The organism is Telluria sp. AIW5 (assembly GCF_056680575.1).
Map to the genome: position 1 here is coordinate 4,851,897 of NZ_CM155289.1, position 20,201 is coordinate 4,872,097.

A 20,201-nucleotide genomic window follows, 5' to 3' on the forward strand; every position below is an offset into this window, starting at 1 on the left:
ACGGCATCAGAAGTCGTAGCGCGCCGACAGCTTCAGCTGGCGTCCATCGCTCGGGTAGATGCCGCCGCGGCAGCCGTAGGCCTGGCTGAAGTACTGGCGGTCGGCCAGGTTCAGGGCGTTCACTGCGAACTCCCAGGCGCCGGCCTTGACCGCGTAGCGGGCATCGAAGGTCGTGTACGAAGGAATGCGCGCGCTGCAATCGTTGCCGAAGTCGCTGCCGTAGCGCTGGTTCGACACGTACTGCGCGCCGATGTCGGCACTCTGGCCATTGCCTGGGGTCCAGGCCAGGCGCGCGGTCAGCACGTTCTTCGGCACCAGCACCATGTCGCGGCCTGCGTTCGGGCCGTCGGTGAACTCGGCCTGCACGTGCTGGACGTGGCCGCTCAGGCGCAGGTCGGCGGGCAGGTCCACGTGGGCGTCGAGCTCGACGCCCTGGCGCCGGGTCGGGTCGAGGTTGGTGTTCGTGCCGAAGCCGCCGAACAGGGTCGGATCGAAGAAGATTTCGTTGCGCAGGCGGTGGCGGAACACGCGCGCCGACACCTGGCGCGCCTTGTCGCCGACGGTCACGCCGAGCTCGAGGTCGCGCGAGGTCTGGACGTCCAGCACGCCGGCGCTGGAACGGTAGCTGTTCTCGTCGGCATTCGGCAAGCGGTAGCTCTTGCCGGCCTTGGCGTGCAGGGTGACGCCGGGGACCGGATCGATGCTGCCCTCGAGCGACCAGGCATTCTGCGACTGCGCGCTGCTTTCCTGAGGGACGCTTGCGGCCGCGTCGGCGTAGTCCTTGTCGAAGCGTTCGTGGCGCGCACCGAAGGCCAGGCGCGCATTGTATGCGTCGCTCCAGCGCAGTTCGTCGCGCAGGTAGAAGGCACGGGACTTTTGCTCCGCGTCGTTACGCGAGGTGCCGAAGGCCGTGGCATAGGTCGAGACACGCTCCCATTGCAGCAGGTCGACACCGGCCACGAATTCGTTGAGCAGGCCGCTCAGGGGGCCACTGATGCGCGCCAGGTGGCGCAGGCGCGGCGAGAACTGCGTCTGGCGGCTCGTGTTGACGACGTCGCCGGTGCCGAAGGTGGTTTCATAATGCGCCCGGCTCTCGCGTTCGCGGTGCGAGAGCTCGGCGGCCAGTTCGACGCTGCCGATGCGCTGCCCGGCAAAGAGCGCCACGCGGTCGCTGGCCAGCGTGCCGAAATCGTTCGGGGTCGTGGCCTGGCGCGGATCCTGTTCGAATTGTTCGAGCGTCAGCGCGCCCGGGAAGCGCGCATCCTGGCGCGCGCTTTCGACGCGCATTCCGACGCGCGTATCGCCGGCGGCCCACTGGACGCCGCCGCTGACGCTCTTCTGCAGGAACTGGTTGTTGGCGCGGTCGTTATGGGTGCCCTGGCGTGCGGCGGCCAGGTCGAACGACAGCGGGCCTTCGCCATGACGCAGCGAGGCGCGGGTATCGAACTGGTGGCGCTGGCCGGCTTCGGCCACCACGCTACCGTGATAGCCCTGCTCCGCCCCATGCTCATTGCCGCCCCTGGTGACGATGTTGATCACGCCGCCGGTCGCGCCTTCGCCGTACAGCACGCTGCTGCCGCCGCGCGTGATCTCGATGCGCTCGACGGTGTCGACCGGGATGGTCGACAGCACGGTGCCGGCCAGCTCGTTTTCGTTGAGGCGCACGCCGTCGACCAGGATCACCAGGTTCTGGGCGCTGTTGGTGCCGAAGCCGCGCAGGTCGAGGCCGAAGTCGGGCGAGCCGTCCAGGCTCTGGCGGCCGTAGACGCCGCCGATCTTGCGGATGGCTGCGTTGACGTCGTTGACGCCGGCATTCCGGATCTCGTCGGCGGTAATCACCGTGGCGCCCACGGGCGGCAAGGCGGCATCGCTCGGGAAGCGCGCACCCGTGACGTGGACGGTGGACATGGCCTGCTCATCGGCGTGGGCGGCGGCGGCGGCGAACAAGGAAAGGGAGAGGGAGAGAGAGAGGGAAACGGCGCAGGCGAGCGCGATCGGCTTGCGTGCCGGCGCGCTGTTCGAAACAGCAGCAAAAGTCATGTTGTGGTTCTTCGATAAGTGTGCACCCGGCCTGCGTCCCCGCAGTCCGGATTCAACGGACAAGGCAATGACCTGTCCACCTGTCCTGGCCGGTATCCGGGCTAGCAAGCGCGAGCGCCTCACCTTCCTGTGCGGGCACAGTGGTTTTCGAGACGGACTGTCGCCGGGGCGACGCTTGTTTACCGTTGCGGGGGCAGCACACGTTGGCCGGGCGCCGGGGGCGCCATGGCTTCGTGTTTCCCGTTTAACTGCGTGCGCAGACTGCGCACGCGGGCACCAGAACGGCGTGATTATATATCGGACAATGGGTCAGGGTTTGCGGCGCGGGTATTCATGTGGTGAACGCGTGGGCATGCCCACCCTACGGTGCACCACGGGCCGCGGAAGCTGCATAACGCAGGATGGGCATGCCCATGCGTTACGAGACCGGTGCGCAGTCGACATGTCCTTACGTGCCGCGCTTGCCGCGTGCGGCTTCTTCCGCTTTCGCAGCCGCCTTCTCCGCGGCGATGCGCTCTTTTTCTTCCTTCTCGAGACGGTGCGCTTCCAGGCGCGCGGCGCGCGATTGCGGCGTCTCGAGGCTGATGCGCCCGATGGCGCCGCTGCGGTAGTCGTGCAGCAGCACGTGGGCCGCCTTTTCGACATCGAACTCGCCGCCGCGCACGCGGAAACCGCGGCGCGCGGCCACTTGCTCGACCACGCCGATACCGTCCAGCCCCTCGGTCTTGAAGCCGTAGCGGGCGGTCAGCAATTGCGGGTAACGCTCGAGCAGGATGTCGCCCAGGAAGAAGGCGACCTCTTCTTCGATCAGTGCATTGGTGCCGATCGCGTGGCTGGCGGCGAGCATCAGGCCGTCGCTCGGCATCTCGATCTTCGGCCACATCAGGCCGGGCGTGTCGACCAGCACCGTGTGCTTGTCGAGATACAGCTTTTGCTGGACCTTGGTGACGGCCGGCTCGTCGCCGACCTTGGCCACGCGCTTTTTCAGCAGCGCGTTCATCAGCGTCGACTTGCCGACGTTCGGAATGCCCATGATCATGATGCGCAGCGGCTTGGTCGGCACGCCGCGGTGCGGGGCGAGCGACAGCGCCAGCGCCGGAATGCGCGCGACATCGAGCGGCTTCTTGGTCGTCATCGGGTAGGCCGTCACGCCCGGCTTGGCGTCGTAATACGCCTTCCAGGCGGCGGTGGCCGCCGGGTCGGCCAGGTCGATCTTGTTCAGGATCTTCAGGACCGGGCGCTGGCGGAACTGGCGCATGCGGTCGACCAGGGGGTTGCAGCTTGCCTCGGGCAGGCGCGCGTCGAGCACCTCGATGACGAGGTCGATGAATTCCATCTGCTCCTCCGCCTGCTTCTTGGCGGAGTTCATGTGGCCCGGGAACCATTGTATCGACATGCTGTGCTTTCAAATTCTGCGAACGAGGCGGTATTTTACGCTGGCGCCGCGACCGGTGCCCGGCTCCATTGTCGTTATGTTTCCAACTGGAATGATTTTGGCTTGATTCGTTGCAATATCGAGTCACCGCGGACGGGCACGATGAGGGAACGGCCGCTTGTGGCCGGTCAAGGGACAATGTCGAGGAGAAGGTCATGGCGAAGTTGATGGGTGTCGCGCGCAATGTCGAGGTATGGATTTTTGGGGCGTTCGGTGGGCTGATCCTGCTGGCCTGCCTGGACAGACCGGCCGAGCGGGCGAAGCCGGCAAGCCGGGTGGGCGCGGTGGCGGAAGTGGAGCTGGCGCAGCCGGGGCCGCAGGCGGCCGGCACCGAGGCGCGGTATGTGGTGTATGTGGTGGGCAAGCGGCCCACTGCAGCGAAGAAGCGGGCCGCCGCGCGTGGAGGCGCGGGGTAAAGAAAATCACCTGCAGGTGCACGACCAGGATGGGCACGGGTGCCCATCCTGCCAAACCGGCAACTCCCCCTCACCTCGCCATGGCTTCCATATCCCTGCGCACCAGTGACGTGACCCCGCCCCAGTTGCGGTCCGTGTAGTGCCCGTAGTCCTCCCCATCGTCCCGGAACACGACCGAGTGCCAGGCCCACTTCGCGCGCCCGCCCTGGTTCGGGCCCGAGCCGAGCGTCAGGTCGTTGCAGAACCAGTCGCCCGGATTGCAGAATGAGCTGCCGCCGGTGCCGGACACCCCGCCCGAACTGTGATAGGCCTCGACCTCGTCGTCCTGGCCCGGCAGGATGAACGAATACAGCGTGCCTTTCGCGCCGGCATAGTTGTAGAACCAGACGCCACGCGTGTCGTTGTGGTTGTACAGGGCGCGCGCGGTCGAGACCTTGTGCTGCTGGACCAGCGGTTCGCTCGTGGTCCAGGCGCCGATGTCGGCCAGTTCGCTGCCGCCGGCGGAGCCTGCCGCCACCCTCACCCACCGGATGTTCCAGCCCGTTTGCGTGCCGCCCGTGCCGGCCGCGCACACGCCGGACGCGTTCGGCTGCGCATTCGTCCTTGGGCGCGCCGAGCCGCCGTAGTTGGCCAGCGTATAGCCGATCAGCATGTCACCGGCGCTGTGGACCGCGATATAGCACCAGTTGTTGCCGGTGCAAAAGCAGTCGAGCGCGTTGCGGACATAGCCGCTTTGCGAGGCGATCCCGCTCCTGCCGTCCCAGTTGACCGACTTCTTGTTCACGCCCGCCGCCACGGCATTGGGGCCGAAATAGGTGAAGTCGTTGTAGTTGCCGATCGCGCCGCCGCCGGTGCGGCCGTTGATCCAGAGACTGTAATTGGTGGCACTCGCCACGCCGGCGGCGAGCAGGCCGGGCAGGCATAGCAGGTAGGGCAAAGCGGCAAGGCGTGCGGATCGTCCCATGTCATCCTCCATCGTTCTGGTTGCAGTGGGACGTGTCGACGGCCGACCGCGAACGACCATTCTTGTGACAAGTCGGTTGGCACGTCAACCGCGCACGAGGCGCACGTTGGAGGAAGGATACTGAACAGCCGGAAGAATGCGGCGCCGCCAACACAGGCGGCGCCGACTCCAGATGAGGACGCTTATTTCACGGGCCCGCAGGCGCTCGGCGGCAAGGGTTGCGAGGGGTCGAACTTCGCCAGTTCGGCGGCCGCGCCCTTGCGGTCCTTCGCGAATTCCGCCAGGTGGCGCTGGCGTTCTTCGCTGTCCCACTCCGTGTCGAGCACACCCTCGAGCGAACGCTTGCGGCTGGCCAGCACGGGCCCTTCCAGGCGCGGCATCAGCTCGCGGTCGGGGTCGGTGTTCTCCTTGAGCAGATAACCGTCGACGTCGCGCAGCATCAAAGGCAGCGGCGCCGCCATCGATCATGAGTTTGCCGAACACCGTCAGTTTGATGTCGTTCGGCCCCGGCCCCAGCACCTCGTTGAAGGTCGCCAGCGCGAACGGACGGCCTTTCGCATCGTCGATGCGGCCGGTGACGACGTAACGACCAGGCTGGCGCACGTCGGCGCGCAGGATGAAGGTGAGCGAACCGTCCTCCATCGCTTCGCGCGGCGGCCCGGCCCAGACCGCGGGCACCTTCGGCGAATAGATGACGTCGAAGATCACGACGCCATTCTTGCCGCCCGCCGTGTAGCGCACCTCGGTGCGGATGGTGCCGTGAAAACCCGCCAGTCCCGTCTGCGCCGGGGTCAGTACCCCGGCAAAGGCGCCGTCGTCGGCCACCGGATCGGCACCGGCGCCATCGTCGGCAAAGGCGAGCGGCACCTGGGTCGTGGGCCGCGCGCCGGCCGTGACGATGCCGGCCGCAAGCGCACGCGTGACGACCAGCGGCACGGTGGTCCCGTTCGGTTCGACCGCGCGCAGCGAGAACGCGGCCGACTCGCCGGCGGCGAGGAACACGCGCGACTGCGAGGTCTGGAGCAGGATGTTCGGATCGCCGCGGCGGTCCTCGCCGCGCATCGGGTTGGTCTCCGTCACCGGGCGGTTCGGATAGACCTGGTCGGGATTGCGCGACATCGGCTGCGAGCCCGGCGGATACATGCTGCCCTCGCGGTAGCTGCAATACGTGTTGTCGGCCAGCGCATAGTTGTCGACCAGCTGCTGGCGCTGGCGTGCCCGCTCGCCCGGGGCCGGCGCAAGCGGCTGGCCGTCGACCTGGCCGAAGAACTGCGGGCGCTGTTGCGGGCCGCCGCCGGCGGCGACGGTCGTGACCGGCGACTGCGTGTCGCCGCGCAGCGCCAGCCAGGCGACGGCCGCCAGCAGCGCCAGGATCAGCACGAGGGGCAGCCAGCGCCGCAAGCCGCTTGCGCGGCCCGGTTGTTGTCGATCAGAGGGCACTGTTCACCACGGCGCTGCGCACGACCCCGACGATGCCTTTCCAGTTGCCGTTCGCATAGTGATTGTAGGTTTCGTTATCGTCCCGGAAGCTGACCGAGTGGTAACTCCATTTCAGCGAGCCGCCTTCGTTGGCCGCCGTGCCGAGGGTCAGGTCGTTGCAGAACCAGTCGCTCGGATTGCAGTAGGAGCCGCCCCCGCTGCCGGACACGCCGCCGGTGCTGTGGTAAGCGACGGCTTCATCGTCCTGGCCCGGCAGGATGCCGGAATAGGCCGTCCCCTTCGCCGCGGCATACATGTAGAACCAGACATTGCGCGTGGTGTTGTGGTTGTACATGGCGCGCGCGGTGCTGGTTTTGAGGTCCTGCACGAGGGGTTCGGACGTCGTCCAGGAACCGGCATCCGACAGCTCCGATCCCCCGCCCGCGCCCGAGGCGGCGCGCACCCATTTGATGTTCCAGCCGGTCTGGGCCGTGCCGTCGCTGTTGCCGCAGGCACCCGTGGCGTTGGCCATGGCGTTTTTCTTGACGCGCGAAGAGCCGCCGTAGTTGGCCATGTTGTAGCCCATCATCAGGTCGCCGGCGCTGTGGGTGACGACATAGCACCAGTTGTTCCCGGTGCAGAAGCAGTCGAGCGCGTCGCGAATCTTGCCGCTTTGCGAAGCGATGCTGCTGCGGCCATCCCAGTTGACGGATTTCTTGTTGACGCCCGCAGCCGTGGTGCCGGGGCCCCAGTAGGACCAGCTGTTGTAGTTGCCGACCACGCCGCCGCCAGTGCGGCCGTTGATCCAGAGTGTGTAGTTTGTTGCGGCAGCGAAGCCTGAAACGACCATCAGACAGGCCGCCATGACCAACTGTAGGGCTTTCTTCACAATCATCTCCTCTTGTAGAGTTGACGCCTGTCCCGATGCCATCGCTGCCGGCAGAGCCAGGCGCAGCCGCTTCCTGCGGCTGAGCTGACTGTATGCCTGCACTAGAAACGAGTCAATTGAACAAGCGAGAGAAGAATAGTGCGTTGTATTCGCGCGAAAACGAACAAAGTTTGCCTTTAATCAAGCTCTGCCAGAACTTTCAGGTGTGCAACGACGCTGCGGCCGAGTGCCGACAATTCATAGCCGCCTTCCAGGCAACTGACGATGCGGCCGCCCGCGTGCTCGCGCGCCACCGCCATCACCTGGCGCGTGAGCCAGGCGTAATCGGCTTCGACCAGGGCCATGCCGCCCATGTCGTCGTCGCGGTGGGCATCGAAACCCGCCGAGATGAAAATCATTTGCGGCCGGAACGCGTGCAGCGCCGGCAGCCAGTATTCCTGCACCACCTGGCGCACGACATCGCCGCCGCTCCTCGCCGGCACCGGGATGTTGACCATGGTGGCGCTGACCGGTTCCGGTTCCACGTACGGATAGAACGGATGCTGGAAGAAGCTCGCCATCAGCACGCGCGGATCCTTGCGGAAGGATTCCAACGTGCCATTGCCATGGTGGACGTCGAAGTCGACGATCGCGACCCGTTCCAGCCCGTGCGCCTCGAGCGCGTGGCGCGCGGCGATCGCGACGTTATTGAAGAGGCAAAAGCCCATCGGCTCGCTTGGCGTGGCGTGGTGGCCGGGCGGGCGGACCGAGCAGAAGGCGTTGTCGATATCGCCGGCAATGACGGCGTCGGTCGCGGCCAGGGCGGCGCCAGCCGCGCGCAGGGCCGCGTCGTAGCTCGCGTGGCACAGCAGGGTGTCGCCGTCGAGCGGATAGGTGTCGCCCGGGGTGCTCGGGATATGGTCGCGCACCAGCGCCAGCGCGCCCTCGGTATGGTTGCGCAGTATCGCGGGAATCTCGGCCAGCGGCGCCAGGCGGCGTTCGAGCAGGCCGTCGATCCGGGCCCGGATCAACTGGTCGTCGATCGCCTGCAGGCGGGCCGGGCATTCGGGATGCCAGTCGCCCATGTCGTGCTTCAGGCAGTCTGGATGGCTGTAGATTGCTGTGCTCATGATCGTGGCTGCTTGTCGATGTGTTGCCTGCTGCTCAGCCATACACCGGGAATGCCCGTTCTCGCATAGAATCATCCGGAGACGGACGTTCCCGCTGCATGGAAAGAATAGTTGCCAATAGCGCTAATCTACCATGCCGCCCGCGGCCCCGCATATTCCACCTTGGAACCCAACCATGTTCAACAAATTGCACGCCGCCGCGCGCCAGGTCGGCCAGATCGTGGTCGGCAAGGACCAGCAGGTGCGCCTCGCTTTCACTTGCCTGCTGGCCGGCGGCCATCTGCTGATCGAGGACGTGCCGGGCGTCGGCAAGACCACGCTGGCGCATGCGCTGGCCTTGTCCCTCGGCCTGAAATTCAACCGCGTCCAGTTCACCAGCGACCTGCTGCCGGCCGACGTGTCCGGCATTTCCGTCTACGAGCGCGAGAAGAACGGTTTCGCCTTCCACCCGGGACCGATCTTTACCCAGGTGCTGCTGGCCGACGAGATCAACCGCGCCACGCCGAAAACGCAATCGGGCCTGCTCGAGGCGATGGAAGAGCGGCAGGTGAGCATCGACGGCATGACGCGCGCCCTGCCCGAACCCTTCTTCGTCATCGCCACGCAAAACCCGGCGCACCAGCTCGGCACCTTCCCGCTGCCGGAGTCGCAGCTCGACCGCTTCCTGATGTGTCTGTCGCTGGGCTATCCGGACGCCGCCGCCGAGCGTGCGCTGCTGATGGGCGAAGACCGTCGCGTCCTGCTGCGCACGCTGGACGCCGCGATGAATCCGGAAGAGCTTCTCGAGGCGCAGCGTGCGCTGCGTGCGATCCATGCGTCAAGCTCGCTGATCGACTACGTGCAGGCGCTGGCCCAGGCCTCGCGCTCGGGCACCCTGTTCGCCGAGGGCCTGTCGCCGCGCGCCGCGATCGCCCTGTTGCAGGCCGGACGCGCCTGGGCCGCACTCGAGGGACGCGACCATGTGCTGCCGGAAGATATACAGGCAGTGCTGGTGCCGGTCTGCGCGCACCGCCTGCGGCCCCTGAAGTCGGCGCACGGGATGGCGCAGGCCAGCCGCGACCTGGTGCTGCAGCTGCAAAAATCGGTGCCGGTGTAAGAACCTATGCCAGTAGGGAGGAGGAAGTTGATGACGATGCATGGGAAGCGCGGGCAAGGCGCGAGGAGGCCGCATGGTAAACCACGAATTTACCAAATGCGCGACGAGCAACGCAGCACGCGCTTTCCAGGCGCGTCAGCAACGACTCATCCCTACTGGGATAGGTTCTAAACGATGGACAGCATGGGCCCGACCCCGGCCGAGGGCGGCCACTGGCGCCTGCGCCGCGAAGCGCGCGCGACCAGCGAGCTGTTCCTCGGCCAGCGCCGCATCTATATCCTGCCCAGTGGACCGGGGGTGGGTTTCGGCGCGCTGCTGCTGGTGCTGCTGGTCGGATCGATCAACTACAACCTGGGCCTGGGCTATGCCCTGACCTTCCTGGCCTTGTCCTGTGCGCTGGTCGACATGCTGCTCACCTGGCGCAACCTGGCCCACCTGCGCCTGAAAGCCGGCCGCACGCCGGCCGTGTTCGCCGGCCAGGAGGCCAGCTTCGAGCTGCAACTGGTCAACACGACCGCCCGTCCCCGCTACGCCATCCGGGTCGATGCCGCAAGCGAGGACGAACCGCGCCACGCGGCCGACCTTGCGGCCGGTGCCGACGCCATCGTGCGCCTCGCCGTTCCGACCGAACGCCGCGGCTGGCTGGCCGCGCCGCGCCTGGTGCTGAGCACGCGCTTTCCGCTCGGCCTGTTCCGCGCCTGGAGCTACTGGCAGCCTGACCTGCGCGCACTGGTCTATCCGTTCCCCGAGGAAGATGCGCCACCGCTGCCGCGGGCCACGGGCGCACCTTCGTCCGGGGACACGGCCAGTGCGGGCGGCGAAGACGATTTCGCCGGCGTGCGCCCCTACCAGCCGGGCGACCCGCTGCGCCGGCTGGCCTGGCGCCAGATCGCGCGCCTCGCCCTGGAAGACGGCGGCCAGCTCGCCATCAAGCATTTCGAGGGCGGCGCGCGCGAGGAGCTGGTGCTGGACCTGGCCAGCCTGCCTCCCGCACTCGACCTGGAGTTGCGCCTGTCGCGCATGGCACGCTGGGTGCTCGAGGCCGAGAGCCGCGCCCTGCCCTACGCCTTCTACCTGGGCGCGGCCTCGTTCGCAGCGTCCAGCGGCCCCGCCCACGCGGCCGCCTGCCTGCGCGCGCTGGCGCTGTATGGCCTGGAAACGCCGCGATGAAGGCGCTCTTTGCCCGACTGCATGCCCTGCCGCGCGACAAGGCCGACACCCTGCTGCTGCTCGCCAGCGCCCTGCTGGTGCTGGCGCCACATGTGGCGCACCTGCCGGCCTGGGTGTCGGGGCTGTGCGCGCTGACCCTGCTGTGGCGCGGCGCGATCACGCTGCAGGGCAAGCGCATGCCGCCCAGCCTGCTGTTGCTGCCGCTGGCGGCGCTTGCCATGTTCGGCGTCGCCCAAAGCTACCAGACCCTGCTCGGGCGCGATGCCGGGGTCGCCATGCTGGTGCTGCTGGTCGCCTTCAAGATGCTGGAAATGCATGCGCGGCGCGACCTGTTCGTGGTCGTGTTCCTGTGCCTGTTCCTGGTGCTGACGAATTTCTTCTACGAGCAGGGCATCGGCACGGCCTTGCTGATGGCGCTCTCGGTGCTGGCCCTGCTCACCGCCCAGCTGAGTTTCCAGTTCACGGGCGCCGTGCCGCCGCTGCGCCGGCGCTTCCTGATGAGCGTGAAGATCCTGGGCCTGGCCGCGCCGCTGGCGCTCGCCCTGTTCTTCCTGTTCCCGCGCATCCAGGGGCCGCTGTGGGGCTTGCCGGGCGACGCCACCAGTGCCCGTTCCGGCCTGTCGGAAACGATGGCGCCGGGAACGATGGCGAACCTGGCGCAGTCGGGCGAGCCCGCCTTCCGCGTGCGTTTCGACGGCCCGGTGCCGCGCCAGGAGCAGCTGTACTGGCGCGGCCCGGTGCTGGGCGCCTACGACGGGCGCACCTGGACCCGGATCGACGCCAGGGCACGCCGGCGCTCGGCGCAGCAGCCGCCGTCCCTGCTGGTTGCCGGCAAGCCGGTCGGCTATGAAGTCACGCTCGAACCCGGGTCAAACCGCTGGCTGTTCGCGCTCGAGATGCCGCAGCGCCTGCCCGCGCTGGACGGCAACCTCGCGCATGTCTCGGGCGAATTCGAACTGACGACGAATCTCCCGGTGGAGACGCGCCTGCGCTACCGGATGCGCTCCTTCCTGGACTACAGCCTGCAAAAGGATGGCTTGCCGCCGGACGCAGATGACTGGCTGCAGCTGCCGGCCGACAGCAACCCGCGTGCCCTGCTGGCCGGCCTCAACCTGCGCGCCGAACCTGATCCGCGCCGCCGTGTCGAGGCCGTGCTGCAGCGCTTCCGGCGCGAGAACTATGTGTATACGCTGAACCCGCCACTGCTCGGGCGCAATGCGGTCGACGATTTCCTCTACGGCAGCCGCGCCGGCTTTTGCGAACATTTTTCGGGCGCCTTCGTCTTCCTGATGCGCGCGGCCGGGGTGCCGGCGCGGGTCGTCACCGGCTACCAGGGCGGCGAGTTGAATCCGCTCGATGGGTATGTCACCGTGCGCCAGTCCGATGCCCACGCCTGGGCCGAAGTCTGGCTCGCGGGACGCGGCTGGGTGCGTGTCGACCCGACCGCGGCCGTGGCACCGGAACGGGTGCGGCGCGGCCTGGACGGCGCGATCCCGCCGCGCCCGCCCTTCGGCATCGAAGGATTCGGGCGCTTCATGGGCATGGACGGCGAGAGCACGCCATGGATCGCCCAGATGCGCTACGCGGCCGGGGCGATGAACAATGGCTGGAACCAGTGGGTGCTCAATTACACGCCGCAGCGCCAGCAAAGCGTCGTCGCGAGCGTGCAGTCCTCGCTGTTCGGCTGGCACATGCCGGTCTTGCTGGCTTTCCTGGCCGGAGTGTTGTTGCTGTTTAGAATGTTCCAGCAACGCCGGGCTAGCGATCCGGTCGATGCGCTATACTCGGCCCTGTGTTCGCGCCTGGCCCGGCTGGGTTTGGCGCGTTCGGCAGATGAAGGCCCGACCGCCTATTGCGCGCGCATTGTCGCGGCAGGCAGCCTGGCAGCGCCCGCGCAAGCGGCCGCCGCCGAGTTCCTCGGCCGTTACAGCGCCTGGCGGTATGCGCCGCGCCGCGACGACGCCCATCTGGCCGCGACCCTGAAGCGCTTACTTTCGCAAGTTCGATGAAATCCTTAGTATTAGTTCTCGCAGCACTCGTTTTCGCAGCACCCCCGGTGTTCGACGCCAACGCCGCGACGAAGCATCCGCCGGCCAAGGCCGGCAAGGCCAAGGCAAGCGCGGCCAAAGCATCGCTCTCCAGGCCCGGTCCCAGGGTGCGCAAGGCGCTGGCCGCCGCTGCGGCGGTGGCTGCCGTGTCGGCCATCGACTACAAGGGCGAGCCGATCAATTTCGGCGAATGGCAGGCCGTCCAGGGCTTCGTCGACGACATGGTCGTCAAGCACGGTTTCGACCGCGCCGAGCTCGAAGCGCAGATGCGCCAGGTCCATTTCGTGGAGTCCGCAGTGCAGCTGGTGAAACCGGCGCCGCCGGGCAAGCCGAAGAACTGGAAAGCCTATAGCGAGCGCTTCATCGAGCCGATCCGCATCAATGCCGGCCTGCGCTTCTGGAACGAAAACGACGCCGCACTGTCGCGTGCCGAGGCGATGTACGGCGTGCCGGCCGAGATCCTGGTCGGCATCATCGGCGTGGAAACGGTGTACGGGCGCGATACCGGCCGCTTCCGCGTGCTCGACACCCTGACCACCCTTGCCTTTGCTTATCCGGACGCGCCGAACAAGACCGCGCGCGCCGACTTCTTCCGTAGCGAACTCGAGAACACCCTGCTGCTGGCGCGCCACGAGAAGATCGACCCGTTCACGCTGCTCGGCTCCTTTGCCGGCGCCGTCGGCCTGCCGCAATTCATGCCCGGGAATATTTTGAAGTATGGCGTCGATTTCGACGGCGACGGCCATATCGACCTGCGCAACTCGACCGCGGACGCGATCGGCAGCGTGGCCAATTTCCTGATCGAACACGGCTGGAAGCCGAGCGACCCGGGTCCGGCCGTGATCCCGGTCGACGTCGCCGCGCACCGCGCCTGGGAGCCGCTGCTCGAGCGCGGCCTGGCCGCCACGCTGCGTCCGGACGAACTGGAAGCGGCCGGCGTCATCCCGCCCGCGGCGCTGGCGCCGGGCCGCCTGTACGGCCTGGTCGACCTGCAGAACGGCGCCGAAGCGACCGAGTACTGGTTGGCGACCGATAACTTCTTTGCCATCACCAAATATAACCGCAGTTATTTCTATGCCATGTCGGTCATCGACCTGGGACGCGCCGTACGCGAAGCCCGGATGGCCCAGGCATTGTAGAGCTGACAAAGTTGTAACAGGCTGTAACAGCGTTGCGCCCCCGTTCTTCCCCGGCGCAGCGCTCCTTACCCCGGGTACTCCCCCGGTGTATCCCGACCCGCCTGATTTCTGTACTCTATGGAAACATTCAAAGGCGCGGCATACTCCCTCCGATGTTGCCATTTGTGCATATCATTCTGAAACGTGCGGCGCGCAACGTCTGTTTCCTTTACACTCAGGTTTAATGAAAAAACAATTATTTTTTTCGTGAGTTTGTGAGAGAATTGCATTGCGGCTATTGTTGCGAATAGACAACAGAGCCGAGGCTTCGCACCGAATTCTATTGCTCATAAGTACTAGAGCCTGAATTAGTTGTACAATTGAGTAGATTTTTTCGAAAGAACTTCCGGAACCGAAACGCCGCAAGCAACTTTCCGTAACCCACAATAGGAATTTTTGAATCATGACAAACCAAGTCGGCATTGATATGAGCAGCGATGCGGAGTCGGATGAACTGTTGCAATACAACCCGAACCGTCTGCTGGACACCCTGATCGAGAACCTGCGCCTGAAGAACGACGCAGCCCTGTCGCGCGCCCTGGAAGTGGCGCCGCCGGTGATCTCGAAGATCCGCCACCACCGCCTGCCGGTCGGCGCATCGCTCCTGATCCGCATGCACGAAGTGAGCGACCTGTCGATCCGCGACCTGCGCTACCTGATGGGCGACCGCCGCAACAAGTTCCGCATCAGCGACAAGCAGTTCAAGCCAAAAGAAGGCGCGGCACCGTCCGCCTCGAGCGGCGAGTAATTTTCACGCATTCCCGCGCAGCCGGCAATCATGCGGCCGTGCAGGATGCTGAACGAAAAAAAGGGGCGATGCGATCGCCCCTTTTGCCGTCCTGTGCGCGTCTTAGGCCGGGAACACGCCGGTCGACAGGTAACGGTCGCCGCGGTCGCAGACGATGAACACGATCGTCGCATTCTCCACGGTCTGTGAAATGCGCAGCGCCACTTCGCAGGCGCCGCCCGCTGAAATCCCGCAGAAAATCCCCTCTTCCGCCGCCAGCCGGCGCGCCATCTGCTCGGCCGCGGCCTGGCCGACGTTTTCGACCTGGTCCACGCGCGACTTGTCGAAGATCTTCGGCAGGTAAGCCTGCGGCCACTTGCGGATACCGGGAATCGACGACCCTTCTTCGGGCTGGGCGCCGATGATGCGCACCGCCTCGTTCTGTTCCTTCAGGTAGCGCGACACGCCCATGATGGTGCCGGTGGTGCCCATGGCGCTGACGAAATGGGTGATGCGCCCATCGGTGTCGCGCCAGATTTCCGGACCCGTCGTCTCATAGTGGGCGAGCGGATTGTCCTGGTTGGCGAACTGGTCGAGGATGATGCCCTTGCCTTCCTTTTGCATCTGGTCGGCCATGTCGCGCGCGTATTCCATGCCGCCCGTCTTCGGGGTCAGCACGATCTGGGCGCCGTAGGCCGCCATGCTCTGGCGCCGCTCGATCGACAGGTTATCCGGCATCAGCAGGATCATCTTGTAGCCGCGGATCGAGGCCGCCATGGCGAGCGCGATGCCGGTGTTGCCGGAAGTTGCCTCGATGATGGTATCGCCCGGCTTGATCTGGCCGCGTGCCTCGGCATTCTTGAGCATCGACATCGCGGCGCGGTCCTTCACGGACCCGGCCGGGTTGTTGCCTTCGAGCTTGCCAAGAATGACGTTATTGCGCGCCACGGCATCCGCGCCCGGCAGGCGCATCAATTGCACCAGCGGGGTATTGCCGATCGTATCTTCGATGGTTTTATAGGCCATGCTCGCTCTCTTGCTGTTCTTCAAAATGCCATTCTAAACCGGGACGCAAGAGTGCGCATGGAGAGGGGTCGCGGCCGGTCTCCGCCCCGACGCAATCACCGTCATTCCGCGGCGCCGACGTAACGTAGGGTGGGCATGCCCACGCGGAACGATGATCAATGGTGGTGATTTTGGAGACGCGAACGTGGATACCCGCCAGCGCGTCCAAATGTTCATTCAAGACGTTTCGGCGGTTTCACGGTGCGGACCGGAATCGCGCCAACACCATGCACCGTTCCGCGTGGGCATGCCCACCCTACGAATCAGCGTAGCGGAGCGGGATAGGTCGCGACGCTGACGTTGCCGTCTTTATCGACCGCCTGCACGCCGAAGAAGTAATTGTCCTTCGACAGGTTCACAGTCGCCTCCGTCACATTGCCGACAAACTTCGCCCCCTGCCACCCGGCCGCTGTCGTATCGCGCCACACAATCCGGTAACCCGCGACATCCGGTTCCGCATTCGCCTGCCACACCAGCGTCGAATCGTTCACCAGCTTGTCCGTGCGCACCTTCACGCCTTGCGGCGCGGCCGGCGCCAGGGCCAGCGAAGCGAGCGCGGCGGCATTCACCTTCGCCACCTTCGCCGTGTAATCAGGATCGACGAAGTCGACCAGGTCGCCATACACCTTGCCATTCTCGGTGCGCAGGTTCTGGTGCTGGTGCGAGAAGTCCTCGTTCGGCTCGGTGAAGCGCAGTGCCGCATAGCCCTGCTCGAGGAAAGGCATGTGGTCGCCGCCGCGCAGGTAGCGGTCGTGGCGCTGGATCACATTGACCTTGAAGCCCTTCACGTAGCGCTCGCCCTGCTCCTTCACATGGCGCGCGAGCTGGCGCGAGATCGAATCGTTTTCGCCGCCGGTCGCGACGAGCTGGCGCACCGCGTCGCTCATCTCCCTGGTCGCCGGCACGCCCTGTGCAAACAGGCGCACCTGCTTGTTGTCGACGCGGCCGTCGTCGGCGTGCGAGCTGCCGATGATGTCGTTGGTGAACATGCCGGCCACGTTCAGGTTCTTTTCGCGCGCCATCTTCGCCCAGTGGCCGGCGCCGAGCAGGCCCTGCTCTTCCGCGGCGACCGCCATGAAGACGAGGGTCGCGTCGAATGTGTACCTGGCCATCACGCAGGCCATCTCCATCACGGCGGCCGTGCCCGAAGCGTCGTCGTTCGCGCCCGGCGCACGGCCGGCAGCGTCCATCACGTCGGTATTGCGCGAGTCGTAGTGGCCGGTCACCACGTACAGGCGGTCTTTCGAGGCCTCCTGGGTACCCGGCAGCGTGGCGACGACGTTGACGATCTCGGTCGGCCGCGAGATGCGCGCCGAGATCGGGGCGATGTGGCTGTCGAAGCTGACCTCAAGTTGCGTGCCGGCGCCGCAGCGCTCGAGTTCGGCCTTGATCCAGCGGCGCGCGGCGCCGATGCCGGTCGTCCCGGAAGCCGTGTCCGACATCGTGTGGCGCGTCTCGAAGCTGACGAGCTTGCGCACATAGGCATCGATGCGTTTCGGGGAAATCTGGGCGACGATCTTGTCGATCTGGGCCTGGTGGCGGGAAACGTCCGGGCTGGCGGGCGCGGCGTTGGAAGCGGAAGCGAGCAGACCGGCGATGAGGCGGGCGGTGATGCGGAGGCGATGCATGAAGGTCCCTGGAGTCGGTGCGAATCCTTATCTTCTCATGCCGCCCCCGCCTGTTACAGTCTTTACGGGCGAAAATCCGGGGTGGAACAGCTGCCGCCGGGGCGACGGCGGCAGCTCGCCCTTACATGCCGGGCTTGGCTTCGGCCGGCTTGGCTTTCGATTCCTTCGCGCCCGGAGCGGCCTTGGCCGTCTTCGTGTCGGGCTTGACGCCGGCCGCGGCGCCTTTCTTGCCCTTGCCGTTCACCTGCAGGCCGGCCTCGGACAGCTTGGCCGCCTTCTTCTCGCCGACGCCCTTGACGCGCTTCTGGAAGTCGGCCCAGTCCTTGAACTCGCCCTTGCTGCGCTCTTCCAGGATCGCTTTCGACATGCTCGGCCCCACGCCCTTCACGCCATCGAGGGCGGCGGCATCGGCCTTGTTGACGTCGACCTGGGCAAACGCGAAGCCGGTCGAGGCGACCAGCATGGCAACGGCAAGCATCAGTTTCTTGATCATCAAAAGTCTCCATTTGGGTAACGGACGGCGGATGCCGTCCATCCGCGCTTAACGCGGCAGATGAAAGGCTGTTGACCTGAAGCGATTGAGCCGGATCAAATGGAGTTGGCCTCCGCGTAACGTACGGGGTCATTGAGGCCAGTGGCCTCAATGACGGGTTCACCGGGCATGCCCACGCGTGCGGAGCCCGCAGGCCACGTAAAACGTTTCGACCGGGAGCCGTGCGTAACGCGTGGGCATGCCCACCCTACGATGATCAGCCTGGGAATAATTCTTCGCGGGTGACAGTGGCGGTACCCAGCTTGCCGACGACGATGCCGCCGGCGCGGTTCGCGGTTGCCAGCGCCACGTCCAGCGGCGCCCGCGCGCCCAGCATGGCGGCCATGGTCGCGATGACCGTGTCGCCGGCGCCCGACACGTCGAACACCTCGCGCGCATCCGCATGCACGTGCAGCACCTCGTTTTCCGTGTACAGGCTCATCCCCTCTTCCGAGCGCGTCAGCAGCAGCGACTCGAGTCCGAGCTCCGTGCGCAGCGCTTGCGCCTTGGCGGTCAGCTGCTCTTCGCTCTTCCAGTTGCCGACGATGCGTTTGAGTTCGGACTTGTTCGGCGTGAGCATGCTGGCGCCCGCGTAGGGCGAGAAATCGTCCCCCTTCGGGTCGACCATCACGATCTTCCCGGCCTCGCGCGCGGCGCGGATCATCTCGGCGACGTTGACCAGGCTGCCCTTGTTATAGTCGGAGAAAATCAGCACGTCGTAGTCCGGCAGCAGCGCGCGAAATTGCGTCAGCTTGTCGCGCAGCACGGTCTCGGTGGGGGCGTCCTCGAAGTCGATGCGTACCATCTGCTGCTGGCGGCCGATGACGCGCAGCTTGATGATGGTGGAAATCGCCTCGTCGCGCTTCAGGTAGCTATGGATGCCGGAATCGAGCAGCAGGCGCTCGACCGATGTTCCCGCTTCGTCGGCACCGACCACGCCCAGCAGGCCGCTGTGGGCGCCGAGCGCGGCCGCGTTGCGCGCCACGTTGGCGGCGCCGCCGAGGCGCTCTTCACGCCGTTCGATGCGCACCACCGGCACCGGCGCTTCCGGCGAAATGCGCGAGACGTCGCCGAACCAGTAGCGGTCGAGCATCACGTCGCCGACCACGAGCATGCGCACGTTGTCGAGCCGCGGGGCGGCGGTGTGGAGGTAGTCTGCGCCGTCGAGCAGGCGGCTTGGTGTTTCGGTAATCATCTGCGTGTGCGTAGGTATGTAGGGTGGGCCGGGCCGCGATCGGACTCCGTGCCCACGCGGAACGTCGCGTCTCGTTGGCTATGTCAATTCATGACATTCAGTTCTTCCGTGCGACGCGGCGGATAGGTTTCCCAGCGGCTGCAGCCCGGACATTGCCAATAATACTGGCGCGCCTTGAAGCCGCAATGGCTGCACTGGTAGCGCGCGAGCTTTGCCGTGTAACCGTGGATCAGGTTCTTCACCATCGACAGCTCTTCCCAGAGGTGGGCCGGGGCGTCCATCAGGCGCGCTTCGAGCAGCTTGTCGAGGCCGAGCAAGGTCGGATTGCGGCGCAACTCGTCGACCACCAGCTGTTTGGCAGCTTCCACGCCGTCGAGTTCAATCACGGCCTTGAAGACAACCTCGATCAGGTCAATCGACGAGGCTTCCGCCAGGTAGGAACGCAGCAGGTTGACGCCTTCCTGCGGCCGGCCGACGCGGCGGTAGCCGTCCATCAGGCGCCCGGCGACCAGCGCCACGTGCGGCACGCTTTGCTGTTCCACCCGCTTCCAGGCGGCGATCGCGCCTTCGGCGTCACCCTGGGCCAGCAGGGCGTCGCCCAGCAGCATGGTCGCGCGCACGCTGTTGCGGTCGGCGTGCAGGGCCTTGTCCAGCAGCGCCATCGCGTCCGGCAAGTCACTCCGCACCAGCGTGTCCTGGGCCAGCTCGCAATAGAACTGGGCGATTTCCTTCTGGCGCGCGCCGGCGCCCGAGGCCTGCAGGCCGGTCGCGGCATCGATCGCGCGACCCCATTCCTTTTCGCGCTGGTAGATTTCCAGCAGCGCCTTGCTTGCCTGCACGCTGTAGCTGCCCTCGACCAGGCCGTTGAAGGTTTCTTCCGCGCGGTCGAGCAGGCCGGCTTTCAAATAGTCCATGCCGAGTTCGTACTGGGCCTGGGTGCGCTGTTCGGCCGGCAGGTCGGGACGCGCCAGCAGATTCTGGTGGACACGGATGGCGCGTTCGATTTCGCCGCGGCGGCGGAACAGGTTGCCGAGCGCAAAGTGCATGTCCGCCGTTTCAGGGTCGAGCGTGACGATCTCGATGAAGGCGTCGATCGCCTTGTCGGGCTGGTCGTTCAGCAGCAGGTTCAGGCCCTTGAAATAGGCCCGCGGCAAGGTGCGCGATTCGGACAGGATCTGTTTGATGTCGACCCGGGCGGCGATCCAGCCGAGGCCAAAGAAGACAGGGACGGCGAGCAGCCACCAGGTTTCAAATTCCATGAGTTGTTATTGTTGGTTCAGTTGATGAGCG

General features: G+C 66.0%; 17 protein-coding genes and 1 riboswitch. Of the genes, 6 read left to right on the forward strand and 11 right to left on the reverse strand.

Going from position 1 to position 20,201, the window contains the following annotated elements:
- Positions 1-6 precede the first annotated feature (6 nt).
- A complete protein-coding gene (locus AC1MEM_RS21475; protein WP_499474005.1) occupies positions 7-2,040 on the reverse strand; it encodes a TonB-dependent receptor family protein in 2,034 nt (677 codons plus the stop codon).
- 70 nt (positions 2,041-2,110) lie between these two features.
- Positions 2,111-2,336: riboswitch (cobalamin riboswitch) on the reverse strand.
- A gap of 152 nt (positions 2,337-2,488) precedes the next feature.
- A complete protein-coding gene (gene ylqF, locus AC1MEM_RS21480; RefSeq protein ID WP_499477727.1) occupies positions 2,489-3,409 on the reverse strand; it encodes a ribosome biogenesis GTPase YlqF in 921 nt (306 codons plus the stop codon).
- A gap of 221 nt (positions 3,410-3,630) precedes the next feature.
- On the opposite strand from ylqF, the gene AC1MEM_RS21485 reads away from it, so the two are divergent.
- Positions 3,631-3,891, forward strand: coding sequence for a hypothetical protein (locus tag AC1MEM_RS21485; RefSeq protein WP_499474007.1), 261 nt, complete (start codon positions 3,631-3,633; stop codon positions 3,889-3,891).
- A 70-nt stretch (positions 3,892-3,961) separates the two neighbouring features.
- Here AC1MEM_RS21485 and AC1MEM_RS21490 read toward each other — a convergent pair whose 3' ends face one another.
- From AC1MEM_RS21490 to AC1MEM_RS21505, 4 genes are all read right to left on the reverse strand, one after another.
- Positions 3,962-4,855 (reverse strand): hypothetical protein, encoded by an 894-nt coding sequence (locus tag AC1MEM_RS21490; protein WP_499474009.1) that lies wholly within the window; start codon positions 4,853-4,855, stop codon positions 3,962-3,964.
- An 84-nt stretch (positions 4,856-4,939) separates the two neighbouring features.
- The gene (locus AC1MEM_RS21495) at positions 4,940-6,295 is read right to left on the reverse strand and encodes a hypothetical protein (RefSeq protein WP_499474010.1); all 1,356 of its coding nucleotides are present in this window, start codon (positions 6,293-6,295) and stop codon (positions 4,940-4,942) included.
- On the reverse strand, positions 6,285-7,163 hold the full coding sequence (locus tag AC1MEM_RS21500) for a hypothetical protein (RefSeq protein WP_499474012.1): 879 nt from the start codon (positions 7,161-7,163) through the stop codon (positions 6,285-6,287). Before AC1MEM_RS21500 ends, AC1MEM_RS21495 begins: the two co-directional genes overlap by 11 nt.
- A 176-nt stretch (positions 7,164-7,339) precedes the next feature.
- A complete protein-coding gene (locus tag AC1MEM_RS21505) occupies positions 7,340-8,272 on the reverse strand; it encodes a histone deacetylase family protein (RefSeq protein ID WP_499474014.1) in 933 nt (310 codons plus the stop codon).
- A gap of 175 nt (positions 8,273-8,447) precedes the next feature.
- Between AC1MEM_RS21505 and AC1MEM_RS21510 the strand changes: the two genes are divergently transcribed.
- The 5 genes from AC1MEM_RS21510 to AC1MEM_RS21530 all read left to right on the forward strand — a co-directional run bounded on the left by AC1MEM_RS21510 (position 8,448) and on the right by AC1MEM_RS21530 (position 14,512).
- Positions 8,448-9,368 (forward strand): AAA family ATPase, encoded by a 921-nt coding sequence (locus AC1MEM_RS21510; protein ID WP_499474016.1) that lies wholly within the window; start codon positions 8,448-8,450, stop codon positions 9,366-9,368.
- A gap of 174 nt (positions 9,369-9,542) precedes the next feature.
- Positions 9,543-10,538 carry a DUF58 domain-containing protein gene (locus AC1MEM_RS21515; protein WP_499474018.1) on the forward strand — a complete coding sequence of 332 codons (996 nt, stop codon included), beginning with the start codon at positions 9,543-9,545 and terminating at the stop codon, positions 10,536-10,538.
- Positions 10,535-12,547 (forward strand): transglutaminase TgpA family protein, encoded by a 2,013-nt coding sequence (locus AC1MEM_RS21520; RefSeq protein ID WP_499474020.1) that lies wholly within the window; start codon positions 10,535-10,537, stop codon positions 12,545-12,547. Before AC1MEM_RS21515 ends, AC1MEM_RS21520 begins: the two co-directional genes overlap by 4 nt.
- A complete protein-coding gene (gene mltB, locus AC1MEM_RS21525; protein ID WP_499474022.1) occupies positions 12,544-13,725 on the forward strand; it encodes a lytic murein transglycosylase B in 1,182 nt (393 codons plus the stop codon). The genes AC1MEM_RS21520 and mltB overlap by 4 nt, the downstream gene beginning before the upstream one ends.
- 442 nt (positions 13,726-14,167) lie before the next feature.
- Positions 14,168-14,512 carry a hypothetical protein gene (locus AC1MEM_RS21530; RefSeq protein ID WP_136219512.1) on the forward strand — a complete coding sequence of 115 codons (345 nt, stop codon included), beginning with the start codon at positions 14,168-14,170 and terminating at the stop codon, positions 14,510-14,512.
- Positions 14,513-14,614: 102 nt separating this feature from the next.
- Here the strand turns inward: AC1MEM_RS21530 and cysM are convergent, their stop codons facing one another.
- The 5 genes from cysM to lapB form a co-directional block, all read right to left on the reverse strand.
- Positions 14,615-15,517: a cysteine synthase CysM gene (gene cysM / locus AC1MEM_RS21535; protein ID WP_499474024.1), complete on the reverse strand. Its 903-nt coding sequence runs from the start codon at positions 15,515-15,517 to the stop codon at positions 14,615-14,617.
- 302 nt (positions 15,518-15,819) lie between these two features.
- Positions 15,820-17,184 carry a M28 family peptidase gene (locus AC1MEM_RS21540; RefSeq protein WP_499474026.1) on the reverse strand — a complete coding sequence of 455 codons (1,365 nt, stop codon included), beginning with the start codon at positions 17,182-17,184 and terminating at the stop codon, positions 15,820-15,822.
- Positions 17,185-17,305: 121 nt separating this feature from the next.
- Positions 17,306-17,677 carry a ComEA family DNA-binding protein gene (locus tag AC1MEM_RS21545; protein ID WP_499474028.1) on the reverse strand — a complete coding sequence of 124 codons (372 nt, stop codon included), beginning with the start codon at positions 17,675-17,677 and terminating at the stop codon, positions 17,306-17,308.
- A 256-nt stretch (positions 17,678-17,933) separates the two neighbouring features.
- Positions 17,934-18,911 (reverse strand): D-glycero-beta-D-manno-heptose-7-phosphate kinase, encoded by a 978-nt coding sequence (rfaE1, locus tag AC1MEM_RS21550; RefSeq protein WP_499474030.1) that lies wholly within the window; start codon positions 18,909-18,911, stop codon positions 17,934-17,936.
- Positions 18,912-18,994: 83 nt separating this feature from the next.
- Positions 18,995-20,170, reverse strand: coding sequence for a lipopolysaccharide assembly protein LapB (gene lapB, locus AC1MEM_RS21555; protein ID WP_499474032.1), 1,176 nt, complete (start codon positions 20,168-20,170; stop codon positions 18,995-18,997).
- Positions 20,171-20,201: the final 31 nt, after the last annotated feature.

Coding starts and splice junctions, on each gene's coding strand:
- AC1MEM_RS21475 (WP_499474005.1), bottom strand. CDS start 2,040: ATGACTTTTGCTGCTGTTTCGAACAGCGCGCCGGCACGCAAGCCGATC.
- ylqF (WP_499477727.1), bottom strand. CDS start 3,409: ATGAACTCCGCCAAGAAGCAGGCGGAGGAGCAGATGGAATTCATCGAC.
- AC1MEM_RS21485 (WP_499474007.1), top strand. CDS start 3,631: ATGGCGAAGTTGATGGGTGTCGCGCGCAATGTCGAGGTATGGATTTTT.
- AC1MEM_RS21490 (WP_499474009.1), bottom strand. CDS start 4,855: ATGGGACGATCCGCACGCCTTGCCGCTTTGCCCTACCTGCTATGCCTG.
- AC1MEM_RS21505 (WP_499474014.1), bottom strand. CDS start 8,272: ATGAGCACAGCAATCTACAGCCATCCAGACTGCCTGAAGCACGACATG.
- AC1MEM_RS21510 (WP_499474016.1), top strand. CDS start 8,448: ATGTTCAACAAATTGCACGCCGCCGCGCGCCAGGTCGGCCAGATCGTG.
- AC1MEM_RS21515 (WP_499474018.1), top strand. CDS start 9,543: ATGGACAGCATGGGCCCGACCCCGGCCGAGGGCGGCCACTGGCGCCTG.
- AC1MEM_RS21520 (WP_499474020.1), top strand. CDS start 10,535: ATGAAGGCGCTCTTTGCCCGACTGCATGCCCTGCCGCGCGACAAGGCC.
- mltB (WP_499474022.1), top strand. CDS start 12,544: ATGAAATCCTTAGTATTAGTTCTCGCAGCACTCGTTTTCGCAGCACCC.
- AC1MEM_RS21530 (WP_136219512.1), top strand. CDS start 14,168: ATGACAAACCAAGTCGGCATTGATATGAGCAGCGATGCGGAGTCGGAT.
- cysM (WP_499474024.1), bottom strand. CDS start 15,517: ATGGCCTATAAAACCATCGAAGATACGATCGGCAATACCCCGCTGGTG.
- AC1MEM_RS21540 (WP_499474026.1), bottom strand. CDS start 17,184: ATGCATCGCCTCCGCATCACCGCCCGCCTCATCGCCGGTCTGCTCGCT.
- AC1MEM_RS21545 (WP_499474028.1), bottom strand. CDS start 17,677: ATGATCAAGAAACTGATGCTTGCCGTTGCCATGCTGGTCGCCTCGACC.
- rfaE1 (WP_499474030.1), bottom strand. CDS start 18,911: ATGATTACCGAAACACCAAGCCGCCTGCTCGACGGCGCAGACTACCTC.
- lapB (WP_499474032.1), bottom strand. CDS start 20,170: ATGGAATTTGAAACCTGGTGGCTGCTCGCCGTCCCTGTCTTCTTTGGC.